The organism is Pseudomonas lijiangensis (genome assembly GCF_018968705.1).
GTDB classification, from domain to species: domain Bacteria; phylum Pseudomonadota; class Gammaproteobacteria; order Pseudomonadales; family Pseudomonadaceae; genus Aquipseudomonas; species Aquipseudomonas lijiangensis.
This window is the reverse complement of record NZ_CP076668.1, coordinates 2,353,579-2,372,608: the sequence shown is the minus strand read 5'-3', so window position 1 is coordinate 2,372,608 and position 19,030 is coordinate 2,353,579. Positions and strand designations below refer to the sequence as shown.

The window sequence follows — 19,030 nt, the reverse complement described above, 5'->3', positions numbered from 1 at the left end:
GTCATGGGGATGTTGCGACCTTATATTCAGGCCGACCACTGCGACACTCATCTGCTGCTCTGCCCGTTCGCCGGGGCCAGCAGTGGTGCGTTCCACAGCTGGCGCGGCCTGGATGAGCCGGGCATGGACCTGTCGCTGGCGGTCTATCCGGGACGCGACCAGCGCATGCACGAACCTTGTGTGCGTCAGGTCCAGCCACTGGCCGAAAGTCTTGCCGAGGAAATCCAGGCACTGACCAATCCGCAGCGCCAGAAGCTGATTCTGGCCGGGCACAGCATGGGCGCCCAGGTAGCTTTCGAGACCTGCCTGTTACTGGAAAAAGCCGGTAAACCGCCTGCGGGACTGGTGCTGTCTGCCTGCCACGCACCGCATCTGAGCGGCAGACGCCTGCTCAGCCATCTGGATGACCAGCGCTTCATCGAACAACTGGTCGCCATTGGGGGTTGCAGCGAAGCGCTGCTGGCCGACCGCGACCTGCTGATGCTGTTCATGCCGTTGCTACGCGCCGACTTCCAGGCCACCGAAAGCTATCACCGCCCGCTTGACCCACAGCGCCAGCGGCTACGAACCCCGACATTGCTGCTGCACGGCAGCCATGACCCCGAGGCAAATGCCGAAGAAGTCGCCGCCTGGAGCCAATGGCTGTGTGGCGACTACCAGCAACATGCAATGGCAGGCGATCACTTTTATCTGACTCAGCGTCCCAGGGCCTTTGCGGCCCGGATTCTCGGCTTCATCGAGAACAGCATCAGCCTTTTCCATCATTAACGGGAACCGGACATGAACACAGAACACAGATTGGCCAATGACCCGCTGCAACCCTATCTCGACCTGACGCTTCCCCAGCGCCTGCAACACTGGGCTCAGGCCAACGGCTCGCGCACCGCTCTGGTCGCGGGCGAGCTGCGCGTGAGTTACACGCAACTCCAGCAACGGGTCGAACGCCTGGCAGGCGGGCTGGCGGCACTGGGCATCGAGGCCGGTGACCGGGTCATGCTGCAACTGCCCAACAGCCTGGCCTTTGTCAGCGCCTTTTTCGCCGTGATGCGCCTTGGTGCGCTGCCGATCCTGACCATGCCCACCCAGCGAGCCCAGGATATCGAGGCGCTGTGCCAACTGGCCGAGCCGGTGGCCTACCTGATCCCCGATCGCATCCGTGACTTCGATTACCGGGAAATGGCCGCAGGCATCGTCGAACGCCAGCCCTCGCTGCGCCATGTCATTGTCGATGGCGAGGCGGAAGCCTTCACTGCCTTGTCTTCCCTGGATGCGCCCTGCCCGCCATGGCCAGTCATCGATCCGCGAGACACGGCGCTGTTGCTGCTTTCCGGCGGCACCACAGGAACTCCCAAACTGATCCCGCGCAGCCATGCGGCCTATGCCTACAACTTTTCCCTTTCGGCACAATTGTGCGAAATCGACAGCAGCAGCGTGTACCTCGCAGTCCTGCCGACCGCCCACAACTTCACCCTGGCCTGCCCCGGCATACTGGGCAGTCTGGCGGCAGGCGCGACAGTCATTCTGGGAGAAAGCGCCAGCTGCGATCAGGCGATGCCGCTGATCGAGCGCGAGCGTGTCACCCATGTGGCGCTGGTACCGCCACTGGCGCAACTCTGGGCACAGGGCCGGGAATGGGAGGACAGCGACCTGTCGAGCCTGAAGCTGTTGCAGGTCGGCGGTTCGCGGCTCGATCCGGTTCTGGCGCAGCAATTGCTGGATGCTCTGGGCTGCAGGCTGCAACAGGTATTCGGCATGGCCGAAGGCCTGCTGTGCTACACCCGTCCCTCGGACTCGCTGGATGTGGTGATCAACACCCAGGGTCGTCCGCTGTCGCCCTTCGATGAAGTGCGGCTGGTGGACGCCGATCTGCAGGACGTCGCACCAGGCCAGACCGGAGAGCTGCTGACCCGCGGCCCTTACACCATCTCCGGTTACTACCGGGCCGATGCTCACAACGCCGTCAGCTTTACCCCGGATGGCTTTTACCGCAGCGGCGACCTGGCGCGCTGGACGCCGGGAGGCAACATCATCGTCGAAGGCCGGATCAAGGAGCAGATCCAGCGCAGCGGGGAAAAGATCTCTGCCGCACTGATCGAATCCCATCTCAATACCTTGCCTGAAGTCGAGGCAGCCGTTGTGGTTGCCGTGCCGGACACTCTGCTGGGCGAGCGCATCTGTGCCTTCATTCTTGGCGAACAACCTCCGGGCGCGGCTCAACAGGTGCGTGAACAGTTGCGTCAATGCGGGCTGGGCGAAGACAAGCTGCCCGATCAGTTCGAGTGGATCGGGGCCTGGCCCCTGACCGCCGTGGGCAAGATCGACAAACGCCAACTCGCCGTCATGGCTCAGTGAATCCGGAGTTTTCCATGAATGCCATCAAGTCCGCGCCCGATTGTCAGAACCTGGGCGACATACGCCTGGGCATCGACAGCATTGACCAGCAGATCGTCAACCTGCTTGCCCGACGCTTGACCTATGTAAAGGCCGCGACCCGTTTCAAGGCCGACGAACAGAGCATTCCGGCCCCGGAGCGGGTCGCGGCCATGCTTGAAGAACGGCGGCAATGGGCTGCAGAAGTCGGCCTGCCGGTGGATCAGACCGAAGATTTCTTCAAGGACCTGATCCACTGGTTCATCAATCAGCAGATCACTCACTGGCGCACCCTGCATCCGGAGGCTGGTGAACAATGAACTCACTTCCCTCGTTCGACGGGCTTCTGGAGTGTTTGAAGCAAGCCCGGCAGCGGGTCAGCCCGCAGCGGCCTCGGGTGCTGGCGTCGTTCTCCACGCCTTCACCGGAAGTCGAACCGCTGACCTTGTTCAGCGCCAACCGGCAGCATCTGCAACCGGCCAGCCTGTGGCACGTCAAGGCTCAGGCGCAATACCGCCTTGGGCTGGGGCTTGCCCATGAGTTCAATGCCGACAGCACCGACAGTTGGCAAACGCTCGAAACTCGCTGGCAAAGTCTGGCGGCCGATGCCGTTGTGCATGGTCCCCACCGGCCGGTGCTGTTCGGTGGTTTTGCCTTCGACCGGCAGCATCACCGAACCCGTTTGTGGCGCGACTTTCCCGATGCTGCGATGACCCTCCCGCGTTTCGAACTGCACGAAAACGAAGGCCGGACACGCCTGATCGTCAATGTGCTGGTGGAGCAAGGCACAGCCTGTGAGCAACTGGCTGAAAGGCTGGTAGAGGAATGGACTGCGGTGCTCGCCCGCCCGGTGCCGGGCGACCCTGTGCCGGTCGATAACTATGTGCGCCTGTCCATGGCGCACCTCTGGAAACAGGACGTGAGCAATGCCGTCAGTCAGATCCGGCGCAGCGATCTGAAAAAGGTCGTGCTGGCCCGCTCGCAGAACATACCGGCAGCACAGCCCTTGCATCAGGTCATGCAGCGTCTGTTGCACAAACAGCCCAATGCCTATCTGTTTGCATTCGCCCGGCAGAACAGTTGCTTCATGGGTGCCTCGCCCGAATGCCTGCTGACCGTGCAGGGCAACAGGCTGCAAACCATGGCCCTGGCCGGCAGCGCACCTCGCGGTCGGAACACGGCTGACGATGCAAGGCTGGGCGAGCAATTGCTGGCCAGTCAGAAGGACAATGCCGAGCATGCGATGGTGGTCGCCAGCCTGAAGGAGTGTCTGAGCCAGCATTGCCTGGAACTGGATATCGCCCCGCAGCCGCGCCTGCACAAGCTGCCGCATATTCAGCATCTGCTGACACCGGTCCAGGGCACGCTGGCACCCACCACCAGCCTGCTGGGCATCGCCGAAAGCCTGCACCCCACCCCGGCGGTGGGCGGTTTGCCGCGAAGCAAGGCGCTGGATTACATCCGCAATCACGAGCATCTGGACCGTGGCTGGTACGCCGGACCGGTGGGCTGGCTGGATGATCGAGGCAGTTGCGAATTTGCCGTCGCCTTGCGCTCTGCGCTGCTGGATGGCCACAGAGCGACCCTGTTTGCCGGGTGCGGGCTGGTCAGTGAATCGGAGCCGGAGAGCGAGTATCGGGAGAGTGATCTGAAGATGCAGACCATGCGTGAGGCGTTACAAGGATAGGCAAGCGGCAGGAGATACCTGTCACGTGTGGGAGGGGCCTTGGCCGCGACGACCTGCTTACAAGCAGCATATTTTCAGCGCCTGAAAGTCGGCTGTCGCGGCCAAGGCCCCTCCCACGGATTGTGATTCAGCCAGCTTTACTTCACACCTGCCCCTTGCAGGAAGAACTGCTGCAACAACGCAGCCATCCCAGAACGTGCCACCCGGCCGCGTCGCTCTGCATCCACCAGCCCGAACAACTGGGACGCGAAGATTTCTGTCAGCACCGGCGCGCCGATATCGATCCGGAAAACACCTTCGCGCTGGCCGCGCAGAAAGAAGGCGTCCAGCGCCCCCGAATACGGCATCCAGCGGGTGCCGCCACAGCGTTCGTCCATGGAATCCGGACGCCACTGGAAGCACAGGAAAACCAGTATTTCACGGTGAGTCAGGTGCCCTTCGATCAAGCGGCCCAATGCCTCCAGCGGTGGAGCATGCTCCAGATCGGACGCGTCAATGACCTGATTCATCAGGGACGAGCCGTGGTTGAGCAACATTTCGATGAGGTTGCTGCGTGTTCCACAGAAGCGATTGAGGGTGGCTTTGCTCACGCCTGCAGCCTGGGCGATGTCCTTGAACGTACCCGCCGGATGCTCGACGAGCGCAACCGCCAGGGCTTTCAGGAGTTTTTCATCAGCAGCGGGTAAATCCATTGGGTGTTCTTTCACTCGTCAAGATTGCATGGCGGGCATTGTGCAGAAAAAGCCCGTGTCCTCAAAGAACATTAACAATTGCTCACAAAAGATTCATATGAGGCAATATTGACTCACATTAGTACAAAACAGATCATTCGCAACTTTAGCGATTAATGGGCGCTGCCCGGGTGAAAGCATGAGTACGTTGCGCGAATGGCGTGTTATTCCGGTTGTCACGCTGCTGGCAGCTCTGGGTCTGGCAGGTTGTGATCAAAAGGCCCAGGAAGGCTGGGGAGCGTCAGGCGCGCCGCGAGAAGTGGAGTCCGTTGCCGTCAAGGCCGAAGCGTTCACGCTGGTCAACGAACTGCCGGGGCGCATCGAGCCGGTTCGGGTTGCCCAGGTGCGGGCCCGGGTGGCGGGCATCGTGCTCAGTCGCAACTTCGTCGAAGGGGCTGATGTGAAGGCTGGCGATGTTTTGTTCCAGATCGACCCTGCCCCTTTCAAGGCCGCACTGTCCAAAGCCCAAGGTGAGCTGGCACGTACCGAAGCCACGCTTTACGAGACTCAGGCCACCGTCAAACGCTATGAACCCCTGGTGAAAATCGAAGCGGTCAGCCAGCAGGATTACGACACCGCCAAAGCCGCACTGCAGAACGCCAGCGCCGCCAGACGCTCGGCCCAGGCCGATGTCGAAACAGCCAGGCTGGACTTGGGTTATGCCACCGTCAAGGCGCCCATCTCCGGTCGTATCGGCCGCGCCACCGTCACCGAAGGCGCGCTGGTCGGACAGGGCGAAACCACGCTGATGGCGACCATCCAGCAACTGGACCCGGTGTATGCCGACTTCACCCAGCCGGTGGCCGATGCCCTGCGCATGCGTACCGCCATACAGAACGGCAACCTGCCCAAGGGCGGTGAAGACGCCTTGACCCTGAGTGTCGAAGGCACCGATTACCAGAGCCGCGGCACCCTGCTGTTCACCGATATCGCCGTAGACCCCACCACCGGACAGGTTTCCCTGCGTGCCCGCTTCCCCAACCCTGACGGCATTCTGCTGCCGGGCATGTATGTGCGGGTTCGTACACCACAGAGCACGAACGATAACGCCATCCTTGTTCCTCAGCGCGCCATCAAGCGCTCCAGCGACGGCGCGGCTCAGGTGCTGGTCATCGGCAAGGACGGGACAGTGGAATCCAGACCGGTGAAAACCGGTGCGATGCAGGGCTCGCGCTGGCAGATCACCGAGGGCCTGAATGCGGGCGAGCAGATCATTGTCGGCAACATGACCGGTCTCAATCCTGGTGACAAGGTAGTCCCCAAATCGCAACCCGCTCAACAGCAGGCCAAGGCCCAGTAAGGCCGACCTCAGCGCGATCAAGGATAACTTTCTATGTCACTGTTCTTTATCAAGCGCCCCAACTTCGCGTGGGTCGTTGCCTTGTTCATCCTGCTGGCGGGCCTGATGGCGCTGCCGTCGTTGCCGGTGGCGCAATACCCGGTCGTGGCGCCGCCGCAGATCACCGTGACCGCCACCTACCCCGGCGCTTCCGCCAAGGTGCTGGTGGATTCGGTCACCAGCGTCATCGAGGACGAACTCAACGGCGCCAAGGGGATGCTGTATTACGAGTCGACCAGCAACTCCACCGGCTCTGCCGAAATCAACGTGACCTTCAATCCGGGGACCAACCCGGACATGGCTCAGGTCGAAGTGCAGAACCGCATCAAGAAAGCCGAAGCGCGCCTGCCGCAGCCGGTGCTGAGCCAGGGTTTGCAGGTGGAACAGGCCAGCTCCGGGTTCCTGATGATTTTCGCCCTGAGCTACAAGGGCGACTCGACCAACAAGGACACCGTTGCCCTGGCCGACTATGCGGCGCGTAACGTCAACAATGAAATCAGCCGTGTGAACGGCGTCGGCAAGCTGCAGTTCTTTGCCGCAGAAGCGGCCATGCGCGTCTGGATCGACCCGCAGAAACTGGTGGGTTTCGGCCTGTCCATCGATGACGTGAATACGGCGATTCAAGGTCAGAACGTTCAGGTGCCTGCCGGCAGCTTCGGCAGTACGCCCGGCTCGTCGCTGCAAGAGCTGACGGCAACCCTGGCGGTCAAGGGCACGCTGGACAACCCCGAAGAGTTCGGACGTATCGTGCTGCGCGCCAATCAGGATGGCTCCACCGTGCATCTGGCCGATGTCGCACGCCTTGCCGTGGGCAGCCAGGATTACAACTTCGAGTCGCGCCTGAACGGCAAGCGTGCCGTGGCAGCCGCCATCCAGCTCTCGCCGGGCGCCAACGCCATCGAAACGGTAAAGGCCGTCAAGCAGCGCCTGACCGAGCTGTCGGTCAACTTCCCGGACGACGTCGAATTTTCCGTTCCTTATGACACTTCGCGCTTTGTGGATGTGGCCATCGACAAGGTGATCTACACCCTGATCGAAGCCATGGTGCTGGTGTTCCTGGTGATGTTCCTGTTCCTGCAGAACATCCGCTACACCCTGATTCCGACCATCGTGGTTCCGGTCTGTCTGGCCGGTACGCTGGCGATCATGTACCTGCTGGGCTTCTCGGTGAACATGATGACCATGTTCGGCATGGTCCTGGCCATCGGTATCCTGGTAGACGACGCCATTGTGGTGGTGGAGAACGTCGAGCGGATCATGGCCGAAGAAGGCCTTTCCCCGGCGGCCGCGACGATCAAGGCGATGGGTCAGGTGTCGGGGGCAATTCTGGGCATCACTCTGGTACTGGCTGCCGTGTTCCTGCCGCTGGCCTTCATGGGCGGTTCGGTCGGCGTGATCTACCAGCAGTTCTCGCTGTCGCTGGCGGTGTCGATCCTGTTCTCCGGCTTCCTGGCCCTGACGTTCACACCCGCGCTGTGCGCCACCCTGCTCAAGCCGATTCCGGCCGGGCATCACGAAAAACGCGGTTTCTTCGGTGGCTTCAACCGCCTGTTCGAAAAGCTGACCCACCGCTACGAGCGACTGAGTTCAAGCATGCTCAAGCGTGCAGGCCGCTACATGCTGGTGTATGTCGGCATCGTCGGCCTGCTGGGCTTCTTTTATCTGCGCCTGCCGGAATCCTTCGTGCCGGTCGAAGACCAGGGCTACCTGATCGTCGACGTGCAACTGCCGCCCGGTGCGACCCGTGCGCGGACCGATGAAACGGCACAGTTACTGGAAAAGTACCTGATGTCCCGCGAGAGCACCGACTCGGTGACGATGCTGCTGGGTTTCAGTTTCTCCGGCATGGGCGAAAACGCCGGTCTGGCTTTCCCGACCCTGAAGGACTGGTCCGAGCGCGGCAAGGGGCAGTCGGCCGGCGACGAAGCGGCAGCGTTCAACCAGCATTTCGCAGGCCTGAGCGACGGTACGGTCATGGCGGTCACGCCACCGCCGATCGAAGGCCTCGGCACTTCGGGCGGTTTCGCATTGCGCTTGCAGGACCGTGCCGGTCTGGGCCGCGAAGCCTTGCTGGCCGCACGCAACGAATTGCTGGGCAAGGCCAACGGCAACCCGAAAATCCTCTACGCCATGATGGAAGGCCTGGCGGAAGCGCCCCAGTTGCGCCTGAACATCGACCGGGAAAAAGCCCGCGCCCTGGGTGTGAGTTTCGAGTCGATCAACAATGCCCTGTCCACGGCATTCGGTTCCTCGGTCATCAGTGACTTCGCCAACGCCGGTCGTCAGCAGCGCGTCGTGGTGCAGGCCGATCAAGAGTCGCGCATGACACCTGAAAGTGTCCTGAAACTGCATGTCCCCAACAGCAGCGGCACACTGGTTCCGCTGGGCGCCTTCGTCACCACTCACTGGGAAGAAGGCCCGGTGCAGATCGCCCGCTACAACGGCTACCCGGCGTTCAAGATATCGGGCGATGCACCACCGGGTGTCAGTACCGGCGAGGCGATGGCCGAGATCGAGCGGATTGTTTCCGAGTTGCCGCCGGGCATTGGCTATGAGTGGACCGGCCTCTCCTACCAGGAAAAAGTTGCCAGCGGTCAGGCAACCGTATTGTTCGCCCTGGCGCTGGTGGTGGTGTTCCTGTTGCTGGTTGCGCTTTATGAAAGCTGGGCGATTCCGCTGGTGGTCATGCTGATCGTGCCGGTCGGGGCCCTGGGAGCCGTGCTGGCTGTAACCCTGGTCGACATGCCCAACGATGTGTACTTCAAGGTTGGCCTGATCACCATCATCGGTCTGGCAGCGAAGAACGCGATCCTGATCGTCGAGTTTGCCAAGGAGCTGTGGGAACAGGGTCATTCCCTGCGCGAGTCGGCGCTACAGGCTGCACGCCTGCGTTTCCGCCCGATCGTCATGACGTCACTGGCCTTTATCCTGGGCGTCGTCCCGCTGACCATCGCCACCGGTGCAGGTGCTGCCAGCCAGCGTGCCATCGGTACCGGCGTGATCGGCGGCATGCTCAGCGCGACACTGCTGGGGGTGATTCTGGTGCCGATCTTCTTCGTCTGGGTGCTGTCGGTGTTGCGTCGCAAGCCTGATGCAATCGAGAAGGAGTAAGGGAAGTGGGAGGCAGCTTGCTGGCGAAAAAGGCCTTGAAAACGACATATATTCTGTGTCTGTACGTGAAAGTCGCCAGCAAGCTGCCTCCCACAAAGTGATTCATCGGCCTTGACTGATCGGCATTATTCCTACTTGTGTTTTGTGATCTGTGACCAGGCCGGACTGGCGTCGAGAAGGAATTTCGACGCCACGCTCACCTGATTCTTGCCCTGGGACTTGGCCGAATAGAGCGCCCGGTCGGCCAGTTCGATCAGACCTTTCTGGTCCACAGGCTCGTTGCGATGCCCAAGGGTTGCAACACCCAGGCTGATGGTCACGATGTCGAACGGACTGGAGATGTGCTCGATGCACCGAGTACGGATCTGCTCCAGAATGGCCTGCGCCACCGCGCAGGCACCCGCCTCGTCAGTATCCGGAATCACCACCGCAAATTCCTCTCCCCCATAACGGGCCGCCATGTCGCCGGGACGTCTTATGCATTGCTCGATGATCCGGCTGATGGCTTTAAGGCAATCGTCACCCGCCAGATGGCCGTAATGATCGTTATAGAGTTTGAAGTAATCCACATCGATAAGGATCAGCGACAAGTCGCGCCGGTCACGCCGGGCCCGTTTGAATTCGATATCCAGAAACTGATCGAAGCGCCTGCGGTTCGCCAGGCCCGTCAGTTTGTCCTGGGAAGCCAAAAGCTCCAGGCTCTGGTTCAGTTCGATCAGCGCGGCCTGGGAAACCAGCAATTCGTTTTCGGCCCGTATGCGACGATGAAGATGACTGATCAGGCGAACACCCAACGTAACCAGCAATCCCAATAGCACCAGCACCACCACTATCGACTGGCGGGCCTGGTTCCACCAGACTTGCATGGCCTCCTCTCGTCCCACGGCAACGGTGGTCACCAGCGGGTAATGCTCGCTTCTCTTGAACGCATAAAGACGATTGACGCCATCCACATTGGAAATGAACTCGGCCGTACCTGACAGTTCCTTGCGGATCATGGCAAAGATCGGTGCCGAGGACAGGTCGCGGTTTATATCCGCCTCGCGGAAGGGATACCTGACCAACAGTCGTCCCTGGGACGAACTCAGGCTGATGACACCGGTATGGCCAACATCGATATTGGAGTAGAACTTGAGCAGATGATCGATGCTGATGGTGATCAGCATGACGCCGGCAAAACTCGAGTCAGGATTGTCGATCCGCCGACTGATCGAAACCAGCCAGGCATTGGTGACGCGACTGCGAAAGGCAGGCCCGATGAACACTCCGCGGTCACGGTTTTCCTTGTGGTAGATGAAGAACTCGCGGTCTTCACCTCCCATTCTCGGAATATGCCGGTTACTCAGGAAAATGCCATTGCCTTGCGCGTCATACAGCACCACGCTGTTCAAGGGTTTCAGTGTGGCCATTTCCTGGGCAACCACCGACCTCAGGCGTTCGATCTGCTTTTCGCCGACGCCCTCTTTCTCGACCCTTTCGATAAGGCCGACCAGCATCAGCTCACTCTGTCTGAACATCCCCTCGGTGTAGTTGCTCAGGGCGCTGGTGAGGTTGACAGTGTTGGTTTCGATATTCACCAGCGTGTTCTGGCGCACCGTCACTATCTGCCATGCCGTCAGTAACACAACGCACAGACACACAACAAAAATCAGTAACGAGGCAAGTCGAAGATCACTCTTCAAAGGCAGCCTCCAAGGCAGGTTGAAAACATGTTCGACGCACACGGATTCATCATTGAACCTGTGTACTCATGATTTGCCCCCACCCTGTACCACTCTTTTGCCATCATTTCCAAGATTTGCTCGCATCCCGTGTCCATATTTCCTTATGGGAACAGTAGACGTGTTCCGACCTTGAACGGAAAAACCTTTGAGCCCATACGAAAAAAACGGGAAATCGGATCATGACCTTGCCTTCGAAAAAGCTCCCACAAGCCTGACACCGAAGCTTTCGCTGGGTATTCTGGCCGGCTTGACCCAATGGACATGAAACCGTCATGAAGAAAACCCTGAGCACCTTGTTTACCGCCTCGGCACTGCTGCTTGCAGCCCACTCGGCACAGGCTCACCAGATCTGGTTCGAGCAGGCCCCGGACCGCAGCATGACTTTCTACTACGGCGAATATGACAGCAATATGCTGGAGGTCACTCCCGGCGGCATGGATCGTTTCAAGGCCCTGGAAGCTCAGTGGACAAGCGCTTCAGGCACGACTCCGCTGAAAATGAAACTCGAACGCGACCATTTTTCGGTTGCTCAGAAGCCAGGCAAGAATGATTCATGGCTGGCCTTCGACAAGCAGTACCCGATCTTTCAGGTCAAGGACGAAGGCAAGACCGTCAGCGCCTACTGGACGCCAGCCACCCGCTGGGTCAGTGACTTTCGTGCCCGCGAGCCCGAGCTGGACCTGGATATCGTGCCGACCGGTGTCGTAAAGGGCGATGAAGTGGAGTTCCAGGTCTTTCACCTGCACGACCCGCTGGGCAATGTTCCGGTGAAACTGTCTTCCGGCTCAGGATGGGTGCTACTGGCCAATACCGATGGCGAAGGCAAGGTCAGCTTCAAGCTGCCGTGGAAAGGCACCTATGTGCTGGGCATCGAATATCGCGACCGCTCGGAGGGCGGTGAGCGTGTCGGGATCGATGGCAACAAGGAAAAATACGACATCCTGGCCTACAGCTCGTCGCTCTCGTTCCACAAGGCAACCGGTCTGGCACCTTTGCCCCGCGCGCAATCAACTCTGCCAGCGTCGGAAATCGCTCGTCTGAACAAGAAGTGATAGAGGGAGTTTTGTGATGAAAGCCTTTTTCCAGACCCTTCTGGCCGCCACCTGCGCCCTGCTCATGAGCCAAGCCAGTGCCCATGGCGTTCCTCAGTCACAGCACGGCGGCCTGATCGAAGATGCCGGGCTGGTCGCCATTGAAATGGTTGCCCGGGGCGATACGGTCGATCTGTACCTGACCGACCATGATGAGCCCGTCAGTGCCGCGAATGTCACCGGGGTACTGACCATCACCACCCGCCATAAACGGGTTAAAACCGACATCGTCGCGCTCAGCGGCAATCAACTGCAAAGCAAGGGTGTGAGTTACCAGTCGGGTTCACGGATCAGCGCCCTGCTGACCCTGGCGGATGGCAAGACAAAGGTCAGTGCGCGGTTCAGGATTCCGTGATGGTTTGATGGCTTTGTGGGTGATCGGTGTTACTTGAGCTAACGAAAATGTCCTGCTTGCAGGGCATTTCTTACGGACTTGTCCCTATCATCCGCACGAAGTTTCCTAGAAAATTCCAGCCCCTTGCGTGGGTGTTTTTGGCTCTCTAGGCTGTGCCGGTCACTGCTCATCAGTGATCGGGTTTAGCAGCCTGCGTTAATTACTCACCATGCAAGGTACTGCTTATGGCGGCTTTGCGTGGGGCACCTTCGGGTGCGCCGGTTTTTGGTGAGTATTCCCGGTCTGCTAACCCGCGACAAAGCCGCCACCCTCATTCGTTTAGCAGCGAGTGAAAGGTGGCCCCATAAGGAATACTTACCATGAAAAAGCTAACACCCGCCTCACCTGCTCCATCGCTCGAAGAATCCCTGCTGCACATCTCCGAACTGCTGCGCTGCGCAGCCGCCACCGCCTACGAATCCGGCGACAGCCTCAATGGACCGAAACGTGATCTGGCTTTTTCAGTCGTGCATCTGATCGGCATGGCCAGGACTGAACTGGATCGATCGTTGGAGCGGGTGGAGCTGCGTTGAAGCTGTAGTGAAAGTGTGGGACCGGATTAGGTAATGCGCTGCTTATCCGGTCCGACGACGAAAATGTTTCCGGTCCGTACAGCAAATCTTAAAGACACCGAACCAATGCCTGGCAAGGCTGGGGTAAGAGAGCAAAGACTGAAAATGTGATTAGGAATGAAGAACCCTCTGCAACGGCTCACCTCAAGGCTGGCAATGGCGCGAGACTATATGCCATGACATTCAGCGACAATGGATGCCATGCGGGTTACACAATCCAGCCCTCTGACGGCGACTAAATCGAATCCCGAGTTGCCGTGAACAAGGATCTGATCCTGACCTATTGGCAGACCGTAGGAGGCAGCGTTTGCAAGATACCGTTCTCCTTTACGCCCGAGAACGGCGCCACCTATACCTTGACTCAAGGCTTCTGGAGCAAGCCCCAGACAGGCATTTTTCCGATCTTCAACCGCGAGCAACATTTCTGCGGCATAGGCGTCATCAAGAAAGTCGGCGACAAGGAAAATATCGAACCCATTCAACAACTGAAAATCAAGACCGGGTTCGCATGCCTGAAGTTCTTTAAATAGAGACCCACGGTATCCGCTGCGAATTGGTTGAAGCATTACAAGTGGATACCGCCCTCTGGGGAGGGCAGCTAGCGGCCAAGAAGCAGCCTAATTAACGTGACTCGCCCCCTCTCGCTTCGTTTAAGGTCAGTCACCTTTCTTGTGTTTATGAACCTCCAGATCAGGATGTTTGCCTTTATTTTCTTCAGTAACACGACGACGCTGGTCCTTTTTTCCAGTGGATTCGGCAATCGGTTTGGGGCCGGGTTTAATACTCATGATTTCAACTCATTTGATTGATAACAGGTCTGTTAGTAAAGCCGTATTCGTGGACAGTGAAGTTACGGGGCGACCAACTCGGCAAGCTTGGCCGCGATATCGTCAAACGTATCTTCAGCAGTGCTCAGGCCGCTTCTCGAACCGAGTAGAGGACTGACCTCGCGCAGCGATTCGTATGTTGTATCGTGAATGATGGGAACCAGCAGATCCCTTGCTAGGAGCGCGGAAAGCTCTTTGTCGGCGATGCCTTCGGCTGCTAGACGGCGCAGCAAAGCGGGGGTTACCAGCACAATCCCTACTCGAGACTTCACTAACCCCTTATCAATTTCTCGCAGTAACGAAGAACCTAGAAGGACGTCTTTCTCGCTGAACCAAACTGAAACGCCGATTGACTCGAGCACATCATGCAGTTCCTTCGCGCATCCTTTCCGGTCGTCCCAAGCGTGACAAAGAAAGATGTCACGTAGATCAGGTACAGTCGCACGTCGCTCGACATTTTCGCGTACCGGTGTGAGTGTCCGTACCTCGGCGGAGGTGTAGACCACAACGGATCCGGGTTTCGACCAGCGCGGCTTTGCGCTGCCGGATGAACCGCCGCTGCTGCGACTACCCCCACCATGAGACGCTGACGAATAGGACGGAGCGTAGGACGAGGAAGAATATGATCGCGATCCGTAACCGCTATATCCGCCGCCACATGCGGGACACGCTGCTCTGGCGCTTGCCGAACGATGACCATGTACCGGTGCTGTACATCTAGACATGTCGTAAACCTTACATTTGTAGCTGCTCGCCCAAGAAGGTTAAGCAGCAGCTGTACCGAGCCATCAGCTTTTGAAAAAACCGCAGCCCATCCTTAATGGCTCGAAATCAGCATGCGCTTCAGCTGGCGATTCCAATATGCCAGTACGAACAATAGCCCATGGCGCGAATTCCGCTAGCAGGCATAGCGTGAAAGTGCGCTAGCGGCTTCCGCTACCAATGCCATCATGGTTTAGAGCTGTCTATCTTGGCGGCTACTGTGTGGACCCGAGTTTCGGCTCTCTAGGTTCTGTACGAAAAGTGCCTGCGCTCGGCCATGCTGCGTTAAAAACCGGCTCGTGCGCGAGTCCGATCGGAATGCTCATTTACTCAAGTAAAGTCGGGCGCGACTCCGACCGTTCCTCGCCTGTTTTTGCCTTGCCTGACCTTCGCTCGACGACTTTTCGTACAGAACCTAGTCAGGTTGGTATGCCAGCAAAAACGCCGATGCCACTCCAAAAACCAAAAGCATCGGCCATACCTCAACAGCCCAAAACCCCACTATTCTCACTCGTCACTATCTGCAAAGGCACATGAACACAATGCCGCTTTGGATCAAAGACGGGGGCCTCCTGCAACTCAACCAGCAGCCGGATCAGGGAAGTACCGATCAGCAGTGGCTGCGAATCGATCACCAGACTGACTACACCCTGCTCAAGCGCCCGATGCGAGCTGGACGTCGACTCCAGCAGGATGCTGCAGATCGACGGCCGTTCGGGTAACTGGGCCAGTGCCTTGATGATGCCGTCGCCGCCCCCGCCCACTACGCACAGTCCGCGCAGGTCGTCATGGCGGGCCAGCAGGTCGAGGGTGGCTTCTTCGGTGATGTCGTCGTTATCCATGTTCACCAGCGGCTCCAGCAGGCGGAGGTGCGGTGCGTGTTGCGTGAGGTAGCTGCGCAGGCCGTCGACGCGGGCCTGATGCCCGAGAAAGCGATGGCCGCCCATCAGCACCCCGACGCATCCTTCGCGGGCACCCGAGATATGGGCGACCAGCCAGCCCATGGTGCGCCCGAATGCATGGTTGTCCTGGCCGACATAAGGCCCTTGCGGGGTATCGTGAAAGTCCGACAACAGGGCCACCACCGGCACACCCGCTGCGCGTATCTGCAGGATGGTCTGGTTGATCAGCGGATGAGCGAAACTGACGACACCCAGCCCGTCGTATTTCACTGCCAGTTGTTCGATCTGGCCTGCAATAACAGCCGGGGTACGGTCGGTGATGTACTCGAAGTGGCAGCTGAGATTGGCATCGGTCCAGGCACGGGCGGCTTCATTAATGGCAGCAGCAAGGTTGGCGTAGAACTCCTGGGCGGTGCCCAGCAGCAGAATGCCGAAACGGTAGTGAGGACGACGCTCGCGCAGCCGCTGGCCGATCAGCCGGGCCGCGAAATAACCGACGGCCTCGGCGGCCTGCAGCACCTGTTCGGCGGTTTGCGGGCTGACCGGAGCCCTATCGTTGAGCACCCGGTCAACGGTGGCAACACTCAATCCGGCGCGTTCGGCCACGGTGGCAATGGTAGGACGTTTCTTGTTATTCATCGTTGATCCCTTGATAGAAAACTATCATGCCACTCAGGCTCTGGATGATAGCTTGATAGAGAATGTATTCAAGGGATTGAGTGACTTATTGCAACTGCCTACTCTTTTCTCCAGCGATGCTGTCCAGCACATATCGCGGCAAGTTCCAACAATAGACATACTTGCGGAGAATAATAAAATGCCTGAACACGATTCGGCCTTTGAGCAGGACTTGCAATACCGGCGTCGGGATTATCGATTGACCGGCCCCGAAGCAGCACTTGCTGCAGAGAAAGGCCTGGTATCGGCCACCTGGTATCAATGCCCTGTTTCTCGCAAGCGCATGAAAGAGTTGATGCAACGCCGCGATGGCCCTGCCTTGCGCGATACCGCGCTGTGGTTCCTGACGCTGGGGTTGTCCGGCCTGGGCGGTTACTGGTTCTGGGGTAGCTGGGCCTGCGTACCGTTCTTCATTGTCTATGGCGTGCTGTATGGCTCCGCCTCCAATGCCCGCTGGCATGAAACCGGGCATGGCACGGCCTTCAAGACCCGCTGGATGAACGATGCCCTTTATCATGTCTCCAGTTTCATGTGCCTGTTCGAACCCCATGTCTGGCGCTGGAGTCATGCCCGGCACCACACCGACACCATCATTGTCGGCCGGGACCCGGAAATCGTCGAACCGCGTCCGCCCAGTCTGTTGAAGATGTTTCTGAACCTGTGCAGCCTGCCCCGTGCGCTGGATACCCTGCGTGCCGTCCTGCGTCACGCTCAGGGCCGGGCGAGTGACGAGGAACGGGATTTCATCCCCGAGTCCGAACTGCACAAGGTCTTTCGTACAGCCCGCATCTGGCTGGTGATCTATGCACTGGTCATCATGTCCGCGCTCTATCTGCACAGTTGGCTGCCGTTGATGTTTATCGGTCTTCCGTCCATTTATGGCGGATGGCTCTCCTATATTTTCGGTATTACACAACATGTAGGGCTGGCTGAAGATACGCTGGATCATCGAACTAACTGCCGAACCATCTATATGAATCCGGTTCTTCGCTTCCTATACATGGATATGAACTATCACCTGGAACACCATATGTTCCCGATGGTGCCTTATCACGCACTTGCCCAACTTCATGCCGAAATAATCGACGACTGCCCGCCGCCCTATCGTTCCCTGTTCGAGGCCTACAAAGAGATCATTCCCACGGTCCTGAAGCAGCGCAAGGACCCGACCTACTTCGTTCGTCGCCCCTTGCGCCCCCAACCGCCAGCCACCGAACAGGTGCTTGCCGAGTCCTGAAAGGTTCCAGCTTTCAAAAATAACAAGAGAGATTGCCATGACCGAACAATGGATCGATGTATGCGCCGTGGACGATATAGATGAAGAAGATGTCATTCGCTTCGACCACGCCCAGCGTACCTACGCCGTTTACCGCTCTGCCGACAGTGAGTTCTTTGCCACCGACGGGCTGTGTTCCCACGAAGCCATTCACCTGGCCGACGGTCTGGTGATGGATCATGTGATCGAATGCCCCAAGCACAACGGACGCTTCGACTACCGCTCCGGCAAGGCGCTCGGGGCTCCGGTCTGCATCAACCTCAAGACCTATCAGGTCAGGGTCGAAGCGGGACGTGTTCTGCTCGACCTCGGCCAGTGAAAGGAGCGTCCGTCATGTCTGCTCCACTGGTGATAATAGGTGCCGGTCATGCCGGTGGTCGTGCGGCCCTGACCTTGCGGGCCGAGGGATACAACGGGCGCCTGGTGCTGATCGGTGATGAGCGCCACCTGCCTTACGAGCGCCCGCCGCTGTCCAAGGAATTGCTCAAAGGCAGCATGGATCTTGCGGCTTGCAGCCTCTGTGATCCGCTGCGGCTGGCCGAGCTGGATATCGAGCATATGGCAGGCAATCCGGTAACGGTGCTGGACCCAGCCGGGCACCGTCTGCAACTGGCCGACGGGCAATGGCTGGATTATGCCCGTCTGCTGATCGCCACCGGTGGCCGGGCACGACTGCTGCCCAACGTATCGTCCCGGCTTGCCAATGTGCTTTACCTTCGCACCCATGACGAAGCCATTGCCTTGCGTTCAGCGCTCAAGCCCGGAACCCGGCTGGTGGTCATCGGCGGCGGGTTCATTGGTCTGGAGGTCGCGGCCACTGCACGCGCACTCAACTGTCAGGTGACATTGCTGGAAGCCGGCCCGCGGCTGGCAGGACGTGTGCTACCGGAAAGACTGTCCGCTGCCCTGCTGGAACTGCATGTGCGCAACGGTGTGGACGTCCGTCTGAACGTCAGCATTGAAGCCCTGCAAGGCGAGACCCGTGCCGAAGCCGTGCAATTGGTCAGCGGCGAACAGCTTGCCTGCGATCTGCTGGTCGTCGGCATCGGCATGCAACCCAATATCGAACTGGCCAGATCTGCCGGTCTCGAAGTCGGTCAAGGCATACGTGTCGATGACACGCTGCGCACCAGCGCCCCGGATATCTATGCCGCGGGGGATGTCTGCGAGTTTCGCTTGCAGCCCGATGGCGACTTCCAGCGTCAGGAAACCTGGCGCAATGCCGAAGCCCAGGGACGGCATGCGGCCTTGAATCTGCTGGGCCGCGAACTGCCCTTTCAGGACACGCCCGGCTTCTGGTCCGATCAGTACGACTGGGGACTGCAGACCATCGGCCAGGTTTCAAATGCCCGGCCCGACGCCACGCGCCTGATATCGACAGGTGGCTTCGTGCTGTTCTATCTCGATCAACACCAATGCCTGACAGGAGCCTGCGGCTGGGGACCGGGCAATAGTGTTGCCAAAGACATCAAGATCTGCGAACGACTGATCGGCAGCCGGATTCGTCTGGATGCCGGGCAACTGGCCAATCCCGAGACCCCGCTCAAGCAACTGCTGAGGAGCTGA

The 19,030-nt window shown here is 59.1% G+C and carries 18 protein-coding genes; 13 read left to right on the top strand and 5 right to left on the bottom strand.

What is annotated here, in order from left to right:
• The first annotated feature begins 3 nt into the window (after positions 1–3).
• From KQP88_RS10380 to KQP88_RS10365, 4 genes are read left to right on the top strand one after another with little or no spacing between them, the layout of a single operon-like run.
• Positions 4–768 carry a thioesterase II family protein gene (locus KQP88_RS10380; protein ID WP_216705601.1) on the top strand — a complete coding sequence of 255 codons (765 nt, stop codon included), beginning with the start codon at positions 4–6 and terminating at the stop codon, positions 766–768.
• A 12-nt stretch (positions 769–780) separates the two neighbouring features.
• Entirely contained in the window at positions 781–2,352 is a 1,572-nt protein-coding gene (locus KQP88_RS10375; protein ID WP_216705600.1) for a (2,3-dihydroxybenzoyl)adenylate synthase, read from the top strand.
• Positions 2,353–2,366: 14 nt separating this feature from the next.
• Positions 2,367–2,690, top strand: coding sequence for an isochorismate lyase (locus KQP88_RS10370; RefSeq protein ID WP_095067601.1), 324 nt, complete (start codon positions 2,367–2,369; stop codon positions 2,688–2,690).
• Positions 2,687–4,057 (top strand): isochorismate synthase, encoded by a 1,371-nt coding sequence (locus KQP88_RS10365; protein ID WP_216705599.1) that lies wholly within the window; start codon positions 2,687–2,689, stop codon positions 4,055–4,057. The genes KQP88_RS10370 and KQP88_RS10365 overlap by 4 nt, the downstream gene beginning before the upstream one ends.
• A 137-nt stretch (positions 4,058–4,194) precedes the next feature.
• On the opposite strand, the gene KQP88_RS10360 is transcribed toward KQP88_RS10365, so the two are convergent.
• The gene (locus tag KQP88_RS10360; protein ID WP_216705598.1) at positions 4,195–4,749 is read right to left on the bottom strand and encodes a TetR/AcrR family transcriptional regulator; all 555 of its coding nucleotides are present in this window, start codon (positions 4,747–4,749) and stop codon (positions 4,195–4,197) included.
• A 178-nt stretch (positions 4,750–4,927) separates the two neighbouring features.
• Here KQP88_RS10360 and KQP88_RS10355 point away from each other — a divergent pair, with 178 nt between their 5' ends.
• Positions 4,928–6,088, top strand: coding sequence for an efflux RND transporter periplasmic adaptor subunit (locus tag KQP88_RS10355; RefSeq protein ID WP_200992968.1), 1,161 nt, complete (start codon positions 4,928–4,930; stop codon positions 6,086–6,088).
• A gap of 33 nt (positions 6,089–6,121) precedes the next feature.
• Positions 6,122–9,238 (top strand): efflux RND transporter permease subunit, encoded by a 3,117-nt coding sequence (locus KQP88_RS10350; RefSeq protein WP_216705597.1) that lies wholly within the window; start codon positions 6,122–6,124, stop codon positions 9,236–9,238.
• A gap of 131 nt (positions 9,239–9,369) precedes the next feature.
• On the opposite strand, the gene KQP88_RS10345 is transcribed toward KQP88_RS10350, so the two are convergent.
• On the bottom strand, positions 9,370–10,920 hold the full coding sequence (locus tag KQP88_RS10345) for a sensor domain-containing diguanylate cyclase (protein ID WP_216705596.1): 1,551 nt from the start codon (positions 10,918–10,920) through the stop codon (positions 9,370–9,372).
• A 314-nt stretch (positions 10,921–11,234) separates the two neighbouring features.
• Between KQP88_RS10345 and KQP88_RS10340 the strand changes: the two genes are divergently transcribed.
• The 4 genes from KQP88_RS10340 to KQP88_RS10325 all read left to right on the top strand — a co-directional run bounded on the left by KQP88_RS10340 (position 11,235) and on the right by KQP88_RS10325 (position 13,549).
• On the top strand, positions 11,235–12,014 hold the full coding sequence (locus tag KQP88_RS10340; protein WP_200992971.1) for a DUF4198 domain-containing protein: 780 nt from the start codon (positions 11,235–11,237) through the stop codon (positions 12,012–12,014).
• 16 nt (positions 12,015–12,030) lie between these two features.
• On the top strand, positions 12,031–12,408 hold the full coding sequence (locus KQP88_RS10335; protein ID WP_216705595.1) for a hypothetical protein: 378 nt from the start codon (positions 12,031–12,033) through the stop codon (positions 12,406–12,408).
• A gap of 359 nt (positions 12,409–12,767) precedes the next feature.
• Positions 12,768–12,980 carry a DUF6124 family protein gene (locus tag KQP88_RS10330; protein WP_216705594.1) on the top strand — a complete coding sequence of 71 codons (213 nt, stop codon included), beginning with the start codon at positions 12,768–12,770 and terminating at the stop codon, positions 12,978–12,980.
• A gap of 296 nt (positions 12,981–13,276) precedes the next feature.
• Positions 13,277–13,549: a hypothetical protein gene (locus KQP88_RS10325; protein ID WP_216705593.1), complete on the top strand. Its 273-nt coding sequence runs from the start codon at positions 13,277–13,279 to the stop codon at positions 13,547–13,549.
• A gap of 126 nt (positions 13,550–13,675) precedes the next feature.
• On the opposite strand, the gene KQP88_RS25380 is transcribed toward KQP88_RS10325, so the two are convergent.
• The 3 genes from KQP88_RS25380 to KQP88_RS10315 all read right to left on the bottom strand — a co-directional run bounded on the left by KQP88_RS25380 (position 13,676) and on the right by KQP88_RS10315 (position 16,149).
• The gene (locus tag KQP88_RS25380; RefSeq protein WP_260409917.1) at positions 13,676–13,807 is read right to left on the bottom strand and encodes a hypothetical protein; all 132 of its coding nucleotides are present in this window, start codon (positions 13,805–13,807) and stop codon (positions 13,676–13,678) included.
• A 62-nt stretch (positions 13,808–13,869) separates the two neighbouring features.
• On the bottom strand, positions 13,870–14,352 hold the full coding sequence (locus KQP88_RS25245) for a toll/interleukin-1 receptor domain-containing protein (RefSeq protein ID WP_264302373.1): 483 nt from the start codon (positions 14,350–14,352) through the stop codon (positions 13,870–13,872).
• 738 nt (positions 14,353–15,090) lie between these two features.
• The gene (locus tag KQP88_RS10315) at positions 15,091–16,149 is read right to left on the bottom strand and encodes a LacI family DNA-binding transcriptional regulator (RefSeq protein ID WP_216705591.1); all 1,059 of its coding nucleotides are present in this window, start codon (positions 16,147–16,149) and stop codon (positions 15,091–15,093) included.
• A gap of 178 nt (positions 16,150–16,327) precedes the next feature.
• Between KQP88_RS10315 and KQP88_RS10310 the strand changes: the two genes are divergently transcribed.
• The 3 genes from KQP88_RS10310 to KQP88_RS10300 are packed head-to-tail and all read left to right on the top strand — an operon-like array spanning position 16,328 to position 19,030.
• On the top strand, positions 16,328–17,425 hold the full coding sequence (locus tag KQP88_RS10310; protein ID WP_216705590.1) for a fatty acid desaturase family protein: 1,098 nt from the start codon (positions 16,328–16,330) through the stop codon (positions 17,423–17,425).
• 37 nt (positions 17,426–17,462) lie between these two features.
• Positions 17,463–17,783, top strand: coding sequence for a MocE family 2Fe-2S type ferredoxin (locus tag KQP88_RS10305; RefSeq protein WP_095067613.1), 321 nt, complete (start codon positions 17,463–17,465; stop codon positions 17,781–17,783).
• A 14-nt stretch (positions 17,784–17,797) separates the two neighbouring features.
• Positions 17,798–19,030 (top strand): NAD(P)/FAD-dependent oxidoreductase, encoded by a 1,233-nt coding sequence (locus KQP88_RS10300; protein ID WP_216705589.1) that lies wholly within the window; start codon positions 17,798–17,800, stop codon positions 19,028–19,030.